Below are 21,925 nucleotides of genomic sequence, written 5' to 3' on the forward strand. Positions count from 1 at the left end.
CTTAAACATTCCTCACATATCATAACACTTTCTATTTCTAATCCTCAACAATTATGTAGCATAGTTTATCAAAATTTGCTAAAAACGAAAATTCCTACCATGAGCACTCTAAAATTTTCCACCATTAAATTTTATGAAAAATTCTAATTTTTTTGATTTCTTTTTGTCTTTCTATTGAATTTCAAATAATATAAACGTACAATTTATTTAATTTCACTTTTTAATTTTACTTTAAATGTGAAAATGTTTATACAAAAATTCAGACCACTGAAGTTACGGAGGCTAGTAATGAAAAAATTTATAACTTTATCATTAGTTTCATTTTCGGCTGTTGCTTTACTTTCAAATAATAGTATTCATGCTGAATCATTAACTAAAAGTAACAGTTTGAAAGGTCAACAACTCCAAAAAGAAGTTGGACAAAAAGCAATATCAAATAGTAATGATGTAGAGCAATTATTGCAAAATAACGCACAGCAAATCATAGAACATTCATCGAAAAAGCACAAAGAGGCTCAGGTCAAAAATCCATTCGCTCAATATAAAGTTATTAATCAACAACAAGATAAAAATGGTACAACGCACTACAGTTTAAAGCCAAAAGTAGATGGAGTCACAGTTGAAGATAGTACGATTAAAGTTCATATCGACAAAAATAATAATGTATCTTTAATTAATGGTAGCATTGATAAGCCACATATCACAGCCGACAATACAGCTAAACTGTCAAAAGACAGTGCGGTTACAAAAGCCTTTGACGCAATTAATCAATCCCAAGATAAAGTTAAAAACGCAAAAGGCTATGACATCGTGAGTAATAATGAACTCACAATTAACAGTGACAAACAGCGTTTAGTTTATAATATTGACTTAAATTATATCGATCCTAAACCTGCACATTGGAAAATACAAATTGATGCACAAACAGGCGAAGTTATCAAAAAACAAAACGTCATTGAAAATATTGCTACTGAAGGCAGTGGTACGGGTGTGAATGGAGATACTAAGAAACCTTTACATATTGATAAAGCAAATAATAAATATTCTCTTTTAGATACAACACATAATGGTGCAATTCAAACTTTTACCGCAAATCAAAGTGAAATCAACTATAATGAAATATTAAATGATACTGCAGAATTCACTGATCAAAAACAACGTGCAGGTGTCGATGCACATTTTTATGCTAATAAGGTTTATGATTATTACTTAAATAATTTTGATAGAGATAGTTATGATAATAACGGCGCAAAAATACAATCCATTGTAAATTATGGTAAGGATTATAATAATGCGGCTTGGACTGGACAATTTATGATTTATGGTGATGGAGATGGTGAGCAATTCGCACCATTTTCTGGATCTAAAGATGTTGTAGCACACGAATTAACACACGCCGTTACTGAAAAAACAGCTCAATTAACTTATCAAGATCAATCAGGTGCATTAAACGAATCATTTTCTGATGTCTTTGGGTACTTTGTAGATCCGGAAAATTGGTTGTTGGGTGAAGATATATATACTCCAGGTAAAGACGGTGATGCTTTAAGAAGTTTATCCAATCCGGAAGATTATAATCAACCTGCACATATGGATCAATATTATACAGGTACTGATGATAATGGCGGCGTCCATACAAATAGTGGTATTCCAAATAAAGCTGGTTATTTAACTATTAAAGCAATTGGTAAAGACAAAGCTCAAGAAATTTATTATCTAGCTTTAACACAATACTTAAGTTCTAATTCTAACTTTGTAGATGCGAAAATCGCATTAACTAAAGCCGCAACAGAACTTTATGGAGAAGATAGCTCAGAAGTAGACGCTGTAGACAAAGCATGGAATGATGTAGGTGTCACAGAGTCATAATATTAATTAATACTAGAGGCTAGGACAAAAATTTGTCCTAGCCTCTAGTTATTATTATTTAATCAAAACTTGTATGTAATAAGTTTTCTTCGATAAATACTCTTAAATGGGTGTACGCATCAGTAAAAAACGCTCCTGATTGTATCAGCTCACCAGCTTCATCTCTCGCAACTTCTAACATTTTATAGTCCTCTACAACATTAGCAACTAAAAAGTCAGGCAAGCCACTTTGTTTTACTCCAAAAAAGTCACCTGGTCCACGCATTTCTAAATCTCTCTCACTTAATTCAAAACCATCTGTTGTTTGTGTCATAATTGTCATTCGCTCTATCCCTGTTTCAGTTTTTGGAGAGGCAATTAATACACAGTAACTTTGATGTTCACTTCGTCCTACACGACCACGCAACTGATGAAGCGTCGACAGTCCAAAGCGGTCGGCGTCGTATATCATCATGAATGTAGCATTAGGTACATTCACACCTACTTCTACTACTGTCGTCGATACTAAAATATCAATTTCATGATTACTAAACCGCTGCATTACAGTATCTTTTTCGTCTGCAGTCAACTTTCCATGTAATAAGCCTACACGTTGTTCACCATAATATTGTTGCAATGATTCAAACAAGGCAACAACATTTTGAACATCCTCTAAATGCTCAGAACTCTCAATGAGTGGACATATGACATATGCTTGTCGACCTTTCTGTAATTCTGCTGTCATTTGATTTAGAACTTGTTCATATGCTTCATGTTTTGACCATGAAGTGATGATAGGTTTTCGTCCTTTTGGTAACTGTTTAATTGATGAGACATCCATTTCACCGAATACAGAAATAGCTAATGTACGAGGAATAGGCGTCGCAGTCATGAATAATACATTAGTCATAGCGCCTTTTTCGCGTAATAATTGGCGTTGATTCACTCCAAAACGATGCTGTTCATCGGTAATCACTAAACCAACTTGTTGGAAAACAACATCATCTTGAATCAAAGCATGTGTCCCAATTAAACAATCTATCTCTCCTGCTTTTAATTGCTCTAACAATAATTTTCGTTTTTTCCCTTTTACTGAACCTGTCAATAAAGCTACATTCATAGTATCACCAAATAACTGAACTAAACTTTCTGCATGTTGTTCAGCTAATATTTCAGTCGGTACCATTAACGCAGATTGATAGCCGGCCGTTTTTAAGGCGTACATACAAATTGCAGCAACCACAGTTTTGCCTGATCCCACATCACCTTGCAGTAGTCTGTGCATGCGAATAGGTGCCTTTAAATCACGAAAAATTTCATTCACACTATTTTTTTGCGCATCTGTTAATTCAAAAGGTAAGCGTTCAATAAATTGTTTGACTAACGTAATATTATATTCTACTTCAACTGCTTCATCCGAAGATTTTTCTAAGCGGTTTAACCATTGCATACGTAATTCAAACATGAATAATTCAGTAAATGCATACGTTCGACGTGCTTTCATCAATGACTGTTTATCTTTTGCAAAATGTAAAGCTTTTAACGTGTCAGACAACGACTCCAACTTGTATTTCTTTCTTAGTTCATCTGACAGCCATTCGTGAATAGTAACATCTTGTAATACTTGACGAATCATCTCACGTAATGGTTTTTGCTTGATACCTTCTTTTATCCGATAAACAGGTTCAAATTGTTCTTCTGTATTACTTTGTTGAAAGAACATACGAGTACCATTAATTTCCTGTTTATTACGTTGCCACTTCCCTTTAATAGTGACCATTTGATGTAACTCAATTTTTTTCTTTAAATAGGGTTGATTAAAAAATACACATTTAACAGCAATTTGATTGACCATTATATGTACAGTTAACTTTGACTTATTGCGACCAAAAAAAGCGACAGTTGGTGTTGAATAAACTTCACCCACAACTGTCACCATAGATTGATCATCTGCTTGATTTAAGTCAATTACAGTATTATCTTCATAGCGCATTGGTAAATATAAAATTAAATCTTCAACTGTATGGATATTCAATTCATTTAATACTACCAAACGCTTCGGCCCCAAACCTTTTATTTTAGTTAAAGGATACGGACTCTCTATTAAATTGACTTTTGACATAATTAATCACCAAATATTTCTTGTTTTAAACGTTGCCCTGTAGGTGTTCCAGCTAAACCACCACGTCCAGTTTCACGTAAAGCTGAAGGCATTGTTTGTCCAATTTTATACATTGCTTCAATAACCTCATCGGTCGGTATTCTTGATGTAACTCCAGCAAGTGCCATATCTGCTGAAACTATCGCATTTGATGCACCCGCTGCATTACGCTTTACACAAGGTACTTCTACCAATCCAGCGACAGGGTCACATACTAAACCTAGCATATTTTTCAAACAAATTGCAAAAGCTTCGGCCGATTGTTGTGGCGTACCTCCAGCTAATTCTACTGTAGCACCGGCTGCCATTGCTGCTGCAGACCCTACTTCTGCTTGACAACCACCTGCTGCACCAGAAATTGATGCATTATTAGCTACAACAAAACCAAAAGCACCTGAAGTTAATAAGAAATTTAACATATCTTTTCTTGACGGGTTTAAACTCGGTTTCAAACCAAATAATACACCTGGAACGACACCAGCAGAACCTGCAGTTGGTGTAGCACAAATTTTGCCCATAGCAGCATTAACTTCATTTGTAGCAACTGCTTTGCTTACTGCATCTAAGAGCGTATTACCTGCTAATGATTGACCACTAGCAATATAATTTTTAATAAGTACTGCATCACCACCAGTTAAACCAGTAGTTGATGTCACGCCCTCAAGTCCTTCATCCAATGCATTTTCCATAGTTTGTAAGTTTTTATCCATATTTGCATATACTTCATCAGCTGTTAGTCCAGTGATACTCATTTCTTGTTCTAACATTACTTCATGAATTTTTTTATTTTCTGTTTCACAAATTTCCACTAATTCCTTTACACTTTTAAACATGCTATACCTCCATTAGGCGTCGCCCATGAGTGAAACAGTCACTACACCATCGACGTTTTTAATTTTTTCTATAATATCTTCGTTTATAGCATCGTCTAATTCGCAAGTCATTAATGCCTGATCGCCTTTTTCTTTTCTTGAGACTTGCATGCTACCAACGTTAATGCTCGAATCCCCAAGAATATTCGCAACACGCCCTATCGTACCAAATGTATCTTTATGGAAGACTAGTAGTGCTGGATAATTACCACTGATAGCGATATTAAAGCCATTGATCGCCACTACTTCTATTTTTCCTCCACCAATAGACACACCTTCTACAGAAATTTCTTTTTCACCATCACGCATATTTAGAATAGCAGTGTTGGGATGTGAGCGTTCTTCTGCCATTTCTATGAAGTTTACTTTCATTCCGACCTCTTCTGCTGTTTGTAAACTACTTTTAATACGATCATCATCTGTATCATAACCTAATAAGCCACCTACAAGTGCAACGTCCGTACCATGCCCTTGATACGTTTCCATGAAAGAACCATATAAATATATATCTACTTGTTTTGGAACTTGACCAAATAAGTCTTTGGCTACTAAACCAATTCTTACAGCACCTGCAGTATGTGACGATGATGGTCCAACCATAGTCGGACCTATAATATCAAATACACTTTTATATTTCATAATTATACCCCACTCTTAATTTTAATGTTTCTAAAGTGTTGCGCTTACATTTCCTAATGCTACATTATTATAACAAGAGAGTAAGCTTTTATAAACCGAAACTGGTTATAATGCTTATTCATAATGCTACTTCAACCATTGCTCAACGATGAAACTTTAAATAAACAGCACAAAAAAGAGCGGAAGTGAAATCAAATCCAACAAAAATTGATTTCCTATTCCCGCCCTAACCAGTATCTTGTTATGATTTAAACGCCTAAAAAACTAATTTAAACAAAACCATATTATTAAAAGATACTGTACCAGCTACCTTTTAATTTATTCCACTGAAAATAAATAAGGATATACTGGTTGCTGACCATGATGTAAATCCATTTCTATTTCTGGGTATTCCGCTTCTAACCATTGTTCAATGGCTGCAGTCGTATCATCATCAGCCTCTGCTCCTGCAATAATAGTAATGATTTCGCTGTCCTCTTCAATCATGTCTTGTAGTAATTGTTGAACCGCTATATTTTGCTCAACATTACTTGTCACAATTTTGTCTTCTGCTAAGCCCATAAATGCATCTTTTTTAATTTCCACACCATCAATTGTAGTATCTCTTACCGCGTAAGTAATTGCACCGGATTTAACTACAGATAATGATTCAAGCATACGTTTTTTATTGTCAGTTAACGTATCTTCTTTATCATAATTAAACAGCGCTGCAATGCCTTGTGGAATTGAACGTGTAGGCACTACAAGTGCTTCTACATCTACAATATCTGCTGCTTGTTCACTAGCCATTTGAATATTTTTGTTATTAGGTAAAATCAACGCACGTTTACAATTTGATTGTTTAATCACATCAATGATATCCTGCGTAGATGGATTCATCGTTTGACCACCATGAATTACATGTGTAGCACCCATCGATTTGAATAACTCAGAGATACCTTCACCCATAGAAATCGTAATAACTGCAGTTTCTACGTTAGAAGTGGTAGTTTCAGTTTGAGCTGTTTGGTTGTTTTGTTCTTTTTTAATTACCTCTCGATGTTGTTCACGCATATTTTCGGATTTCAATTTAATTAATTCGCCGTATTGCTGACCATAATTAAAGACATCACCAGGTTTTTCAGTATGTACATGAACTTTTACAATTTCATCATCATTAATTACTAATAATGAATCGCCAAATTGACTCATATCTTCTCTAAACTCATTTTCATCAAATGTTTTAGCTTGTTCATCAAATTTAACCATCATCTCAGTACAGTAACCGTAAACGATATCCTCAGTATTTATCACACCATGAAAATCATGTGCTTCAGTCACTAATGATTCAGCGTCTATTTTTTGGCTATTATCTTCTATAGTTTCACCTTTTAAAGCCGCTAAAAATCCTTCATAGACCAATACTAAGCCTTTACCGCCACTATCAACTACACCTACTTCTTTTAATACTGGTAGTAAATTAGGTGTATTATCTAAAGATTCTTTGGCACTTTCTACAACGAAAGACATAAGTTCCAAACAATCTTCTGTCGATTGTGCTTTATCAATTGCTGCACTGCCAGCATCTTTAGCTACAGTTAATATTGTCCCCTCAACTGGCTTCATGATTGCTTTATAAGCTGTGTCAACACCAGCCTGTATACTTTCAGCGAGTTGTTGTGCATTGATTTCTTCGTTTTCTTCAAGTGCCTTACAAAAACCTCTGAAAATTTGGGATAAAATCACACCTGAATTACCTCGCGCACCCATTAAGAGCCCTTTTGAAAATGTTTTTCCTAATGCTCCTATATGATTGGATGAATTGTGCTCGACTGCTTCTCTTCCTGAAGTCATTGTTAAATTCATATTTGTCCCCGTATCACCATCAGGAACAGGATACACGTTGAGTGAATCCACTAAGTCTGCATGTTTTGATAAGTTTTGCGCCCCTTGTATTATCATATCGGCAAAAAGCTTACCATTAATTGTGCTAACCATTTCTATAATATCCTCCTAGTTTTTCATGCCGTTATTTATGCGCACACCTTGTACGTATATATTAATTGCTTTTACTTTTATTTTTAATGTTTGTTCCAATGTATATTTAACTGTAGATTGAACATTACTTGCGACCTCAGATATTTTGACACCATAACTTGTGATAATATACATATCCACAACTATTTCACCTAAATTTTCTTTAACCACAATACCTTTAGCATAATTTTCATGCCCAAGTATTTCTGCAATGCCATCTCTAACTTGTTGTCTTGAAGCCATTCCTACAATGCCATAACATTCCACTGCTTTACTACCAACAACGTTAGCTATCACTTCATTTGAAATATTGATATTACCATAATCATTTTTAATTTCCAATGTCATTTTATAGGCCCCCTCAAAATTTTCCCTCAACAGATGTTTGATTGTTTAGAATTACAATTAACGCATCGTAGAAAAATCTACAATATTTCACATCGTATAATTATAGCATAATTTATTCACTGTAAAAGTACAATGTTAAATATTTATAATTTTATTGCCATGACTTTCAATTTATGATATATTATCCAAGTATGTAGTAGACACGTGTATTTATATTTATTAAAGGAGGTACTTTCATGGGCAAACAATGTTACGTAACAGGTCGTAAAGCTTCAACTGGTAACAATCGTTCACACGCTTTAAATTCTACTAAACGTAGATGGAATGCTAACCTTCAAAAAGTTAGAATTCTTGTAGACGGAAAACCTAAAAAAGTTTGGGTTTCTGCACGTGCTTTAAAATCTGGTAAAGTTACTAGAGTTTAATAAATATAATGCACATTAAAAAGACCAGTCCTTATGTGGAGGATTGGTCTTTTTTTATGTTTAAGCATCTTTACTTTTAATCATTAACAAACTACCATTATCGATTATCACTTTGCCCCGTTCCTCATTCAACTCATTAGACACTGTTAATGTAGAACCGAGTGCTAATGTCTGATTGAATAATTCGTATTTAAAATGTTGCAATGTAATCGTAACTGGATAAATGACTGGTATAAAAGATACATACTGATAAGATTCATCTCTACTAACTATGTGCTGACCCTGTGGTAAATATTGTATTTCATTTTGAGCATCAATGATACGCAAATTGACATTACCTTGATGATATTCAGGCTTTTCTAAAATTTGCAAAGCACCCATAAAATGATCCAATCGCGCCCCAGTAGCACCATATATTTCTATATCATCATATCCTGCATCAATTGCTTCTGCTATTGCTAGTGCTAGATCTGTATCATCTTTTTCAGCCTCAACGGGGTTTATGTTCAGCGTTTCAACAAGTAACATTCTTTCTTTATCTGTGACTGAATCAAAATCTCCGACAGCCAGCTTAGGTGTAATGTCATGTTGTATTAAAATGAGCGCGCCTCTATCTACACCAATCCAGTGGTCATCATTTGCGGTTTCGAGTAATTGAGCCGGCAAATTACGGTTACCACATAGAATTTTAGCTTTCATATTATCAACCTTTCAGTTGTTTTGTCGCAGTTGCATAATCATTATGTCCAAAGAAATAGGAACCAGCGACTAACATTGTTGCGCCTTTGTTAATGACTTGTTGAGCTGTCATATCATTAATGCCACCGTCAACTTCAATATCAAAAGTTAAATTTAGTTGTGATTTCAACTCAGCTAAACTTTCTATCTTAGCTAGACTATTTTCGATAAATGCCTGGCCACCAAAACCTGGATTCACTGTCATAATTAGAACATAATCTACCATGTTTATAATTGGTTTAATGGCATCTATAGGTGTACCCGGATTCAAAACCACTCCAGCTTTCACATTTTGATTTTTAATCTGTTGCACTACCCTATGTATATGAGGTGTTGCTTCTACATGTACTGAAATCATATCTGCACCGTGTTGCGCAAATAATTCAACATATTGTTCAGGTTGTTCAATCATTAAATGGACATCAATGGGTAATGTTGTTCCTTTACGTACTGCTTCTAAAATAGGTAATCCTATTGATATATTTGGAACAAATTGTCCATCCATCACATCAAAATGGACACCATCTGCACCTGATGCTTCTATTTGTGTTAACTCTTCTTGTAATTTTAAAAAATCTGCTGATAATAATGAAGGATAAATTTTTGCCATTAGTATCGTTCCTTTCTGTTACTAATTTCGTTGTATAATTGAACATAATGATCATAACGAAATTGGGCAATGTTGTTATTTTCTAACTCAATTTTGACATTACATTTTGGTTCTTTTATATGGTTGCAATCTCTAAATTTACACAACTCCCCATATTCAGCAATGTCGACAAAATACGATTTTAGTTCTTCTTTTTGAATATGATCAAAATCTAATGCACTAAAACCTGGAGTATCTGCAATAAAACCATTATGCCGTTCATACAATTCTACATGTCGTGTAGTATGACGACCTCGATTTAATGATTTAGAGATATATTGCGTTTCAATATTTAACTCTGGGAAAAAGTGATTTAATAAAGTGGACTTACCAACACCTGACTGACCACTTAATACTGCTAAACCATTTCCCCAAGCGTCAAAAATTGCAGAAATATCATCTTCTAATCCAACGAATTGTGTTTGGTAACCCATAGCTTCATAAATTGTTAGAAGCTCTGTAATTTTGTGAACTTCTTCCGTCGTCAAAAGATCTTTTTTCGTAACTAAAATGCGCGGCCGCATATGATATGAGTGAGCAATAACCAAAAATCGATCTAATAGTTGTGTAGAAAATGATGGTTCTATCGCACTCATCACTATAATTAAATGGTCTACATTACTCACAGGTGGACGTTTAAGTTCATTTTTTCTAGTATGCACATTTTGTATATATCCTTCAGTAATATTCTCAACTTCAAAATCCACTACATCACCCACTATAGGTGAAAACTTATTTTTTCTAAATAATCCTCTAGGCTTAGTATCAAACATTTCACCATCGACATCTACACGATAAACGCCACTCAAAGATTTAATAATACGGCCTGTTTTCAATCTAGCACCTCTCTTCAGTATGTTTACTTCTATTATTATAGCAAAGGCTTATAAAATTAAATAATAAATAATATTAATTAAAAAAGGTTAGATAAAAAGTAGTAATGACATAAAGTAAAGCTTATACATGCACTTAACTTCACTTTATGCCAAATCGAGCACTTCTCAGTCACTCAATTCACTACTTTATCTAGCCTTCCATCAATTATTAAAAATCATATGGTATGTCTTTATCTGCGATTATTTTGCCATCTAAACGGACAGTATAACCTGCAGTTTCACCTTTTTCTATTTTCATAGGTATTTTAATTGTTTTGTCATCTTTAATTTTGAAAGTTTGAGTTGCAGAAGAACCAGAATGATCTTTGTCACGAACATAAACTTTAACTTCTTGGCTCTCATCGTCTTCGCCACCATAATTTATATTGAAAGTTTCAGTATATGTTTTTACGTCTGACTCATCATCTTTGTCTTCTTCTTTGTCTTTTTCTTTGTCAGCCTTGTCTTCTTTGTCATCTTTTTCTTCTTTACCTTTAGAAACTACAAAACTAACTGTTGAACCTTCATCAACTTCTTCATCTTTTGGAGATTGACTAATAACCGAGTCTTTCTTAATGCTATCATGATTGCGCTCTTCGGTTACAGCAACATCAAAACCTTTGGCTTCTAGCGCTTCTTTCGCTTCTTTAAATGGTTTTTTCTCGTAATTGTCGACATGTACTTGTTTAACACCTAAAGATTGCGTTAGTTTAATTTGGCTAGACAATTTAACTCTATCGCCTGCAGTTTTATTTTGATCTTCAATTAAACCTTTTGGTGTATTATTTTTCGTATATGATTCAGTGACTTTTACATTATCAAAACCAAGATTTTCTAATTTATCTAATGCTTGTTCTTTAGATAAACCATAAAGATTCGGCATTTCTTTTTTATTAGGTCCTTTTGATAATACTATATCAACTGTGCTTTTTTCTTCTAATCTTTGACCTTTTTTAGGTGATGTTTTAATGATTTTATTTTCATCATATTTGTCACTATATGCTCTAGATATTTCACCTAATTTTAAATTATTATCTTTTAATGTTTGTTCAGCTTCTTTTTCTGTTTTACCACTTAAATCAGGAGTTTCTAAATATTTATTGCCAAACATCCCCATAGCTATAAAACCGAACAAGCCAAATAATAATAAAACGAATATGAAGGCATAAAAGAACTTCTTATATTTGGATCTTTTTTTAGTTGGCACCGCATAGATTTGCTCTTCTGATGACTGGAATTTTTGTTGTTCTACAATTGGTATTTGCATCGTTTGGTCGATGTCTTTATTTTGTTCTTGTTTGGCTTTATTTGCTATTTCATCTTTATCAATAGCAATCGTTTGAGTTGTCATATCTTCGGATACATATTTATCCTCAGCGGCACGTTCAGATGACAATGCACTGTTTAAATCTGTTGTCATTGCATCTATAGATTGATAGCGATCTGCCTTATCTTTTTCAGTAGCTTTCAATACTACATTACTTAATGCTTGAGGAATTTCTGTACGATGATCTGAAACATTAGGTATTGCTTCTTGAATATGTTTAATAGCAATACTAATTGCATTTTCACCATTAAAAGGTGGTTTACCTACAAGCATTTCATATAATACTACGCCAATTGAATAAATATCTGTACCACTATCAGTTGCTTCACCTCTTGCTTGTTCTGGTGACAAATATTGCACAGTTCCTAAGACGTGATTTGTTTGCGTCATTGTCGTTTCGCTTAAAGCTTTAGCAATGCCAAAATCAAGTATCTTAAGTGTTTTGTCTTTTTCAATTAATATATTTTGAGGCTTAATATCTCTGTGTACAATACCCGTATCATGTGCATGTTTAATACCATCAAGAATTTGATTAGTAAAATTCATAACTGTATCAATTTCTAACGGACTATGTGCCTGAATAAACTCAGACAATGTTGGTCCTTCAATATATTCCATTACTATAAAAAAGCTCGATTCATTCTCAGTTACATCGAATACTTTAACAATATTTTCGTGGGACAATTGTGTTAGATTATGTACTTCTCGTTCAAACCGTTTAATCGTTTCTTCTTTTTCACCATGAGAAATCGTAATTGCTTTAATAGCAACTTTACGATTTAATATCGTATCTTCAGCAAGATAGACGTTGCTCATTCCACCGCCACCAAGTTTTTCTAACACTTTGTAACGATCATTCAACGTTGTACCTATCATACTTTATCACCTTCAATCTTAGCTAGTATTATACTAATATTATCATTGGAATCATTCGTCAATGCGATATCAATAAGCGAATGTCCTAAACTATCCATTGTTGCATCTTCATCATTCAAAATATCTTGAATCGGTTTGTTTTTAACATAATCGGTTAATCCATCTGTATTTAACATCAAAAAATCATAGAAATTAGTTTTTTTCACAAATATATCCGGTGATACTAATTTATCTGTCCCCATTACCTTCGTAATAATATTACGTTGTGGATGATTAAATGCTTCTTCTTCTGTGATTTGACCAATCATTACTAAATGATTAACAAAAGAATGATCATTTGTAATTTGTTCAACTTCTCGACTATTCACTAGATAAGCACGTGAATCACCAATATTTGCTACTACTACATACTCATCAAAGACTAATGCACAGACACAAGTGGTTCCCATTCCACTATATTCAGGGCGGTCTGTCGATAACTGATAAAGTTCTCTATTAATACGTTTTAATGTTGTACGTAACCAACTTTCTGCCTGATCAGGTTCTATCAGATTTTCTTCTTCAAAACATTTTTGCAGTTCGTTAGTTACGTATTGGCTAGCAATTTCACCTGCTAGATGACCTCCCATGCCATCACATAAAACAAGCAATTGCTGCTGTGTTTTATTGTAAAATATGCCACCTGTATCTTCATTATTTTCACGGTATTGACCTTTGTCAGAATAAATTTGTGCCTTTAGCATTTGGCTCTACCTCGTTTCTACTTGACGTTCCTTTGCTCTTAATTGACCACAAGCTGCATCAATATCAGAACCTTGTTCACGTCTAATTGTTGCATTAATACCTAATCGTTTAAGTTCTTTTTCAAATTTGAAAATATCTTCTTTTGGCGTTTTTACATAATTACGTTCAGGTACATGGTTTACTGGAATTAAGTTCACATGACAATTCAATTTTTGAATAAGATGTGCTAATTCACGTGCATGTTCTAGTTGGTCATTAACACCACCAAATAAACCATACTCAAATGTGATACGACGGTTTGTTTTCTCTTGATAATAATGAATAGCTTCCATCAATTTTTCAACATTATAAGCTCTATTTATAGGCATTAATCTTGAACGTATTTCGTCTTTTGCTCCATGTAAACTCACTGCAAAATTAATTTGAATATCTTCATCAGCAAAATCATAAATACGCGGTATAATACCAGATGTTGAAACTGTAATATGTCTCGCACCAATGTTTAAACCATTATCGTTATTTACTATTTTTAGGAAATCCATCATTTCATCATAGTTTTCAAACGGTTCTCCAATTCCCATAATAACAATTTGAGAAACGCGTTCTTCTGATTCGTCTAAGGCCTTTTGTACAGTAAGTACTTGTGAAACAATCTCTCCTGCTTCTAAGTTACGTTTCAAACCTCCGAGTGTGGACGCGCAAAATGTACAACCAATTCGACAACCTACTTGTGTCGTAACACACACCGAATTACCATATTCATGTCTCATTAATACTGTTTCTATTGTATAGCCATCCTGTAATTCAAATAAAAACTTAATTGTACCGTCTTTACTTTCTTGTTTAACTACCGTTGTTAATGTAGTAATTGCAAAATGTTCGCTTAGTAGATTTCTTAATTCTTTTGACAAGTTTGTCATTTCATCTATACTATCAACACGTTTTTCATATAACCATTCAAAGATTTGTTTTGCTCTGAATTTTTGTTGGCCATGTTCTACTAACCAATTTTGCATTTCATCGTAACGCAAAGAATAAATCGATTGCTTTTCAAAATCTGGAAGAAATTTATTTTTCTTCTTTTTTTCCGTTGTAATCATAATATTATTGTTCCTTCCTTTTAATTTTAGTAATAAAGAAGCCGTCAGAGTTAAAATCTTGTGGTAAAATCTGCATCGTTTTCATTTGTTCTTTAGTAATTGGATGTTCAATCAACTCAAATTCAAAATCCTTATTTTCTTTTAAAAATGTATAAATTACATTTTCATTTTCTAATTGTTCAACTGTACAAGTTGAATACACGATCGTACCACCTGGTTTCACATTGTGTTTGATATTGTTTAGAATCTCTAATTGCAATTCTACCAATGCTTGAATAGACGTTTGACTTTGTTCATATTTAATTTCAGGTTTATGGCGCAAGACACCTAAGCCACTACATGGCGCATCAACTAAAATCTTATCATAAACTTTATCATATTTTTGCGTAGCATCGTGTTGATAACTCAAAATGTTAGATAATCGTAACTTTCTTTTATTAAAATTGATTAATTCTATTTTATGTTCATGTATATCTGTTGCATCTACTTGCCCTTGGTTTGCCATCAGCTCAGCGATATGACATGCTTTTCCTCCAGGTGCACTACACGCATCTAAAACGCTGTCGCCAGGCTCGGGTGCTAAAACATTCGCTACAAACATTGAACTTTTATCTTGAATAGATACTAAACCATCTTTAAAAATTCTAGACTCAATTATAGTGTTACCTTTAATGTGTAAACATTCAGCAATATCGTGATCTTGTTCCACTTCAAATCCTTCATCTTGTAATTTTGCAATGACTGCTTCTATTGTAGTTTGAGTCGTATTAACACGGACGGTTTGATTTACTTTTGTCAAAAATGATTGCGCCATCGCTTCAGTTTTCTCAATACCAAAATGAGTAACCCAATGTTTTACTAGCCATTTAGGAAGACTGTATGCTATTGCAATACGTGTTTGATCATTGTTAATATTACTGAAATCAGGTAATTCTGTGCGCATGAAATTACGTAAAATTCCATTTACTACATTACCATTATGCGGTCCGCCTTTATACTTAGCTATTTCCACCGCTTCATTAATAATGGCATGTTGTGGTATACGATTTAAATACACATGTTGATAAATGCTCATCCATAATAAGAGTCTGACCCATCCTTTAATTTTAGTTTGCACAAAAGGTTTCAACATATAATCTAACGTATATTTACGTTTTAATGTACCATAGACTATTTCTGTATATAAATTTTTATCTGCACGTGATAATGGATATTCAGATAATATATTATTTATTTCAAGATTACTATACGCTTTGTCGTTAATAATCGCTTGTAACGAATCAAAAGCTAACATTCTAGCCGTAGTTGTCATCATTTAAGTTCCTTTCCAACAAGTGACGTTTGGACACCGCTTAAATAATTTGCAGCAAGCATTCGTTTTTTCCCCGCAACTTTAATATCAGTTAACGCTATTGCATCAGCTGATCCTGTTCCTACTATAATAGCTTTTTTAGTCGTTTCGATAATCTTTCCTGCTTCACCTTGTTTATTACGTTCGATTTTAGCAGCATAGATCTTCATGTTTGCATCGTCTAATGTAGTATAAGCAACTGGCCAAGGTGATAAGCCACGAATGTGGTTATATATTTCATCTGCTGACTGGTTCCAATTAATGTGTTCATCTTCTCTACTAATGTTAGAAGCAAATGTAGCGTGTGCATCATCTTGTGGTGTGCGCTCATTCGTTTCATTAATGATTGATGGTAATGTTTCTTTTAATAAAGTTGCACCTAAAAAGCTTAATTTATCATGCATCGTACCGACGTCATCTGTTTGTTCAATATCGATAGCTTGTTGTGCAATAATATCACCGGCATCAAGCTTAGCTACCATATACATTATAGAAATTCCTGTTTGGGATTCGCCATCAATAATTGCTTGATGGATTGGTGCGCCACCTCTATATTTTGGTAATAAAGAAGCATGAACATTGATTGCCCCTAATCTTGGTGCTTCAAGTAAGCTTGTAGGTAAAAGTTGACCAAATGCAGCAGTCACTATCAAATCAGCCTCTAAATTAATTAACGTATCTAATTCCTCAGATGTCGCTAACTTTTCAGGTTGATACACTGGAATACCTTGTGCTACTGCTACTTCTTTAACAGGCGGTGCTGTTAAAGTTTTCTTTCTCCCTACAGGTCTATCTGGTTGAGTCACTACTGCTATAACATTATGTTCTGCAATTAACATTTCTAATACTTTTGTAGAAAAATCTGGTGTACCCATAAAAATTATTTTACTCATCGTCAAAATACGCCTCCATCTCATCCTCAGTTAAAATTTTTTCAGCGCGCTCTGTAAACAACACACCATTAAAATGATCTACCATATGTAAAATCATGCGTGCTACATCATCATATGCAGTAAGTTCTACATCATTGCCTTCTTTATCATTACTTTGTACTACAATCATATTACTTCTAGTTACTTCTCCGTATACATCAGGTAAACTTATGGAACCTTCTAAATCGGTTGTACATTCTTCTGATTGCTTAATAACGACTGGGTTGATAAGTTGTAATAAACCGTCAATTTCCATATCTATTATTGCAACTTGAGAATTTATATTAATTTGTGGAGCACATAACGCAGATGCTTCGACGTCATACATAGTGTCTTCTAAATCTAATAGTAACTGCGCTAACTCGCTATCAAAACGTTCCACTTTGTTTATTTTCTTCGTTAATATTGGATGTTGTTTTGCTACCAGTTGCCGAATCGTCATGGCATTGCCACCTCTCAAAAATTCATCATACAATTATAACTTATCTAAAGTAAAATTGCGACCTTAATATCCAGATACGTTTGGAATTAAATATACTACAGGTCTAACTACGTCTTCAAAATATTTCCACCTTAATTATAATAATTTGAGCTGCTCAGTGACATAATGCTTTGTAGTTAATTACACTTCTAGAGTGAGCAATTAATATAATAACAAAAAGACGTAAGGTCACTTTACTTCGTCATAAGTAATAGTTCGTCCTCACGTCTCTTAAATAATTTAAATTTTATCTACTTATACATGCCATAATAGTAGTAACTCTCGATTTATCACAAGTTACTACAACTTTCACAATCTATTTTTATTCCTTCATTGTAAGTTTCGTCCGTTGTTCACCAGTTGAAGTAAAGTTATTTGGTATGAGCCAACGCTGAAATTCACTTTTGATTTCAGGCCATTCCGCATCTAACATTGAAAACCAAGCTGTATCACGATTTCTATTTTTATAAATCTTATGTTGCCTAAAAATACCTTCGAAGGTAAAACCTAAACGTTGGGCACTACGAAATGAAGCTTTATTTAAAGCATCACATTTCCATTCGTAACGTCGAAATCCTAAAGTTTCAAAAATATATTGAGCTAATAAAAAATGAACTTCCGTGGCGATACGTGTGCGCTGTAACTTTGTTGAATATTGTATATGACCTACTTCTATCGATCCATCCTGTACATTAATTCTTAATAACGCTAATTCACCTAATGCCTCATTTGTTTCTTTATCAACTATTGCGAGAAAGTAAGGATCTGTTGAGTCAATTTGATTTTGAATAAATTGTTTAAACTGATTATAATCAGTGATTGGCTCTCTTGGTAAGTATGTCCAATTATTATTGTCTTTTTCATTTCCTAAATTTTTAAATAAATCATCAATATGTGTATTATCAATTTTTTCTAAGCGGCTATAATTACCTTCTAATACTTGTGCAGTAGGTTTTTTAGGCATTTCAAAGTCTGGCAATGCGAAACCAATTTGTTGATTATATTTATTATATGGCATGTTAATTTCTCCTTACTTAATGTTATAGATGAAGGTATTTTTATTTATGAAAGTGTTCTGAGTTTGAAAAGTGGGCTTACCTATTATTTTGTTTCCAACGCTTACCATTTATTACTGTATACGTTTGTGAATTATAAATAATATAGCATTCTAACTTGTAAAAAGTAAATATGTCGGTCATTATATTGTATAATTATTTTTTAACTTAACGTTGAAAAAAACTTGATTTGAAGCGCATTTTCAATGCAACCAGTATTGTCAATATGAAAAGAGACTAGGACGAATCAACATTGTCCTAGCCTCTTTGCTTAGTAGTTGTAAATATATCTCGGTCATCATAGATTTAAGTTAATATTAATGTGAAGCGGAAGTCACTCCACATAGTAAATTCTATAATTCATTTATATGTTTGTATAGACAGTATAATTGAAAGGTAAAATATTAATTATTGTTAGTAAAAACAATAATTTAACATCAATGATTAAATATTCTTCCATCTATAGAGACATCATTCTATAGCAGACTGTCGACAAAGTTACCGTCTTTGTTGGCAGTTTTTGTGCATGCTTTCCGCGGGCACTGCCTCAGCCTATTTAGTCTTCGGCTCGTGCTTTTCCCACAGGAGTCAGCTCAAAAAGCTGCCATTTATGATAGGAAAATATTGGTATTTATATTAAGTAGTAAAGTTGTCTATTATGTTGAATACATCAAATGACAATTGAGATCAACTAAAATGATGTTTATCTCTGAATTATTTCCTAATAATTATTTATTACATTAAGTCAATGTGAAATTGGACTTAGACTTTGTTGGCAGTTTTTGTGCATGCTTTCCGCGGGCACTGCCTCAGCCTATTTAGTCTTCGGCTCGTGCTTTTCTCGTAAAAATAGGCATAAATCACTACAACATATAAATTGAAATAAATAAACCCTTCGCAAATTAATGCGAAGGGTTTATCTCTGTTCTGTATATGAACTGTTTAAATCTTTCAGGTATCTTTTCTCTAGCTTAGTGAATAGTTCAAGTTAAACTATCTGCCCTTTTTATTATTTAATAAGGTAATCAAACTCTTGAAAATATTGGCATAAAGCCATTTATCAACCTATTTTACATCATCATTTGTGGATTGATATCTATTTTTAACGATAATTTGTCTTTTATATATTGTTCATGATAATAATCATCTAAATATTGTAAAGCTTCATGTAATGCTGGTTCATTTTTATATTTTACCAGTATTTGAAAGCGATATTCGTTGTTTATACGTGACAAAGCAGCTGGTGACGGACCTAAAACAAAAGCTTTATCAGAAATGTGTTGTAATAATATTTGATGAATATGTTTAGATGCTTCCATAACTTTTTTCATATTTTGATGTGCTATCGTAAAATTAATCAAAAAGAAATATGGTGGATATTTACCTAATTTTCGATAATTCATCTCTTTATAATAAAATGCAGTGAAATCATTCGCTTGCACATCTTTTATAGCATAATGTTCAGGATTATATGTTTGTATAATTACTTGGCCTTCTTTTTCATGTCTTCCAGCTCTACCTGAGACTTGAGTTAACAATTGATAAGTGCGTTCACTTGATCTAAAGTCTGGTAAGTTGAGCATCGTATCCGCATTTAAGACACCTACTAAAGTAATATTAGGAAAATCTAACCCTTTAGCTATCATCTGTGTGCCTAGTAAAATATCACCTTTGCCTGCACCAAAATCATTTAACAATTTTTCATGAGCACCTTTTCTCGACGTAGTATCTACATCCATCCTTATAATTTGTGCTTCTGAAAATACTTGTTGTAGCAATTCTTCTACACGCTGTGTTCCGGTACCAACTTGACGTATATGCTCGCTTTCGCAATTTGGACATTGATTTGTCGGTTGTTCTTGATGGCCACAATAATGACACTTTAGTAAGTCTGATGATTTATGGTACGTCAACGAAATATCACAATTTGGGCATTGTGGTACATGACCACAGTCACGACATAACATAAATGAAGCATAACCACGACGATTTAGAAAAAGGACGATTTGTTCTTTATTATCTAACCGTTGTTGAATAGCGCTACGTAAATTCTCTGAAAACATCGAACGATTGCCCTCACTTAATTCTTTACGCATATCAACAATATCTATTTCTGGTAACGCTTGATTATTTACCCTATTCGGTAAAGATAATAATTGATAAACACCCTTTTCAGCACGTGCATATGATTCTAAACTTGGTGTAGCACTTCCTAAAACTAATGGACACTGATGGTATTGGCTACGCCATTCTGCAATGTCTTTAGCATGATAACGAGGATAGTCTTCTTGTTTATATGAAGATTCATGTTCCTCATCAATAATAATCATCCCTAAATTTTTAAAAGGGGCGAATACACTGGAACGTGCACCTACGCTAACACTCGCTTGACCATCACGAATTTTTTGCCATTCGTCATAGCGTTCGCCTTTAGATAAGCCTGAGTGAAGCACCGCAACATCATCACCAAAACGCCGTTTAAATCGCAATACCATTTGTGGAGTTAATGCAATTTCTGGTACTAACATCATGGCTTGTTGCCCTTTATTTAATACTTCTTCGATAGTTTGTAAATAAATTTCCGTTTTACCTGAACCTGTAACCCCATGTAATAAATATGTTTGTTGTTTTTCGGCTTTTATCGTTTCTAATATACTATTATATGCTTGTTGCTGATCTGCAGTTAGTTGTTGATTGTCTTCTTTTTCAAAGACTCTAGCTTCAAATGGATCACGAGAAATTACAGTATCATACTTTTCTATCCAACCTTTATTCACAAGACCATCAATACTTGATTTAGAAAATGCCATTGATTCTAGCTCTGTTAATAATACTGTATGATGTTGTTCTTCGAGTAAGTAGGCATATAAGTCATGTTGTTTTTGTAATTTTTTAGTACTTGCTAGATCATTTAATACCGCTTCATGGTCCACTTCTGGCACAACTTTGACTGCACGTTGTTTTTTCTTTTTAGTATTTTGCGATAATATCGTTTGTTCCGCAACGACACCTATTGATAACAATTGAGATAGCGACTCTAAGTCGTTATTTTTTTGTGCTTCTTTGTATGCATATTGTCCCTGTGAATCAAATTTTGCTAGTAAGTGACTCGGAACTTGCTCAGTATCTTGTATAGTAAAAACTTTCGTATATTTAGCTTTGAGCGCACTTGGTAGCATGATTTCTAAAATAGAAATGCGTTTGGTCACAAAATATTTACTAAACCATGCACTTAAGTCTATTAATTCAGTAGTCAGTTCAGGTTTAATATCTTGTATTTCTTTGATTTCTTTTAACTTTGAAAGCTCAATGGATGAATCTGGTTCTTCAGATATTTGCATTACATAACCTTGTACCGTACGTGGGCCAAATGGCACTATAACTCTCATTCCAACTGCTATCATAAATTGTAATCGTTGAGGAATAATGTAATCAAAGGTGAAATCTACACTTTTCGATGGTATGTCGACGATTACTTTTGCTATCAT

18 protein-coding genes are annotated in these 21,925 nt (G+C 33.6%); 2 read left to right on the forward strand and 16 right to left on the reverse strand.

Features of this window, described 5'->3' with window-relative positions:
- Positions 1 to 288 precede the first annotated feature (288 nt).
- Positions 289 to 1,869, forward strand: coding sequence for a M4 family metallopeptidase (locus JVU85_RS03180; RefSeq protein ID WP_021458906.1), 1,581 nt, complete (start codon positions 289 to 291; stop codon positions 1,867 to 1,869).
- A gap of 58 nt (positions 1,870 to 1,927) precedes the next feature.
- Here JVU85_RS03180 and recG read toward each other — a convergent pair whose 3' ends face one another.
- The 5 genes from recG to JVU85_RS03205 form a co-directional block, all read right to left on the reverse strand.
- A complete protein-coding gene (recG, locus tag JVU85_RS03185; protein WP_204172079.1) occupies positions 1,928 to 3,970 on the reverse strand; it encodes an ATP-dependent DNA helicase RecG in 2,043 nt (680 codons plus the stop codon).
- Between the two features lie 2 nt (positions 3,971 to 3,972).
- Positions 3,973 to 4,842, reverse strand: a complete 870-nt coding sequence (gene sdaAA / locus JVU85_RS03190; RefSeq protein ID WP_204172080.1) for an L-serine ammonia-lyase, iron-sulfur-dependent, subunit alpha — start codon at positions 4,840 to 4,842, stop codon at positions 3,973 to 3,975.
- Positions 4,843 to 4,854: 12 nt separating this feature from the next.
- Positions 4,855 to 5,520: an L-serine ammonia-lyase, iron-sulfur-dependent subunit beta gene (gene sdaAB / locus JVU85_RS03195; protein ID WP_002510951.1), complete on the reverse strand. Its 666-nt coding sequence runs from the start codon at positions 5,518 to 5,520 to the stop codon at positions 4,855 to 4,857.
- A gap of 318 nt (positions 5,521 to 5,838) precedes the next feature.
- Complete coding sequence (gene fakA, locus JVU85_RS03200) at positions 5,839 to 7,497, reverse strand: fatty acid kinase catalytic subunit FakA (protein WP_002510950.1); 1,659 nt, start codon at positions 7,495 to 7,497, stop codon at positions 5,839 to 5,841.
- 15 nt (positions 7,498 to 7,512) lie between these two features.
- Positions 7,513 to 7,884 (reverse strand): Asp23/Gls24 family envelope stress response protein, encoded by a 372-nt coding sequence (locus tag JVU85_RS03205; protein WP_002510949.1) that lies wholly within the window; start codon positions 7,882 to 7,884, stop codon positions 7,513 to 7,515.
- Between the two features lie 236 nt (positions 7,885 to 8,120).
- Between JVU85_RS03205 and rpmB the strand changes: the two genes are divergently transcribed.
- Positions 8,121 to 8,309 (forward strand): 50S ribosomal protein L28, encoded by a 189-nt coding sequence (gene rpmB, locus JVU85_RS03210; RefSeq protein ID WP_002510948.1) that lies wholly within the window; start codon positions 8,121 to 8,123, stop codon positions 8,307 to 8,309.
- A gap of 60 nt (positions 8,310 to 8,369) precedes the next feature.
- Here the strand turns inward: rpmB and JVU85_RS03215 are convergent, their stop codons facing one another.
- From JVU85_RS03215 to priA, 11 genes are all read right to left on the reverse strand, one after another.
- Positions 8,370 to 9,008 (reverse strand): thiamine diphosphokinase, encoded by a 639-nt coding sequence (locus JVU85_RS03215; protein ID WP_002510947.1) that lies wholly within the window; start codon positions 9,006 to 9,008, stop codon positions 8,370 to 8,372.
- A 4-nt stretch (positions 9,009 to 9,012) separates the two neighbouring features.
- Positions 9,013 to 9,657, reverse strand: coding sequence for a ribulose-phosphate 3-epimerase (rpe, locus tag JVU85_RS03220; RefSeq protein WP_002510946.1), 645 nt, complete (start codon positions 9,655 to 9,657; stop codon positions 9,013 to 9,015).
- Positions 9,657 to 10,532: a ribosome small subunit-dependent GTPase A gene (rsgA, locus tag JVU85_RS03225; protein WP_021458909.1), complete on the reverse strand. Its 876-nt coding sequence runs from the start codon at positions 10,530 to 10,532 to the stop codon at positions 9,657 to 9,659. The genes rpe and rsgA overlap by 1 nt, the downstream gene beginning before the upstream one ends.
- Before the next feature lie 208 nt (positions 10,533 to 10,740).
- Positions 10,741 to 12,774: a Stk1 family PASTA domain-containing Ser/Thr kinase gene (pknB, locus tag JVU85_RS03230; RefSeq protein WP_002510945.1), complete on the reverse strand. Its 2,034-nt coding sequence runs from the start codon at positions 12,772 to 12,774 to the stop codon at positions 10,741 to 10,743.
- The gene (locus JVU85_RS03235) at positions 12,771 to 13,517 is read right to left on the reverse strand and encodes a Stp1/IreP family PP2C-type Ser/Thr phosphatase (RefSeq protein ID WP_002510944.1); all 747 of its coding nucleotides are present in this window, start codon (positions 13,515 to 13,517) and stop codon (positions 12,771 to 12,773) included. Before JVU85_RS03235 ends, pknB begins: the two co-directional genes overlap by 4 nt.
- Before the next feature lie 6 nt (positions 13,518 to 13,523).
- Positions 13,524 to 14,618 carry a dual-specificity RNA methyltransferase RlmN gene (gene rlmN / locus JVU85_RS03240; RefSeq protein WP_002510943.1) on the reverse strand — a complete coding sequence of 365 codons (1,095 nt, stop codon included), beginning with the start codon at positions 14,616 to 14,618 and terminating at the stop codon, positions 13,524 to 13,526.
- Positions 14,619 to 14,622: 4 nt separating this feature from the next.
- Positions 14,623 to 15,930 carry a 16S rRNA (cytosine(967)-C(5))-methyltransferase RsmB gene (gene rsmB / locus JVU85_RS03245; protein ID WP_204172088.1) on the reverse strand — a complete coding sequence of 436 codons (1,308 nt, stop codon included), beginning with the start codon at positions 15,928 to 15,930 and terminating at the stop codon, positions 14,623 to 14,625.
- On the reverse strand, positions 15,930 to 16,862 hold the full coding sequence (gene fmt, locus JVU85_RS03250) for a methionyl-tRNA formyltransferase (protein WP_002510941.1): 933 nt from the start codon (positions 16,860 to 16,862) through the stop codon (positions 15,930 to 15,932). The genes rsmB and fmt overlap by 1 nt, the downstream gene beginning before the upstream one ends.
- Complete coding sequence (locus JVU85_RS03255; RefSeq protein ID WP_021458911.1) at positions 16,855 to 17,343, reverse strand: peptide deformylase; 489 nt, start codon at positions 17,341 to 17,343, stop codon at positions 16,855 to 16,857. Before JVU85_RS03255 ends, fmt begins: the two co-directional genes overlap by 8 nt.
- Before the next feature lie 361 nt (positions 17,344 to 17,704).
- A complete protein-coding gene (locus JVU85_RS03260; RefSeq protein ID WP_204172081.1) occupies positions 17,705 to 18,400 on the reverse strand; it encodes a GNAT family N-acetyltransferase in 696 nt (231 codons plus the stop codon).
- A 1,107-nt stretch (positions 18,401 to 19,507) separates the two neighbouring features.
- Positions 19,508 to 21,925, reverse strand: coding sequence for a primosomal protein N' (gene priA, locus JVU85_RS03265; protein WP_021458913.1), 2,418 nt, complete (start codon positions 21,923 to 21,925; stop codon positions 19,508 to 19,510).

This window comes from Staphylococcus sp. GDY8P72P (assembly GCF_016890655.1).
Taxonomy (GTDB): Bacteria; Bacillota; Bacilli; order Staphylococcales; family Staphylococcaceae; genus Staphylococcus; species Staphylococcus arlettae.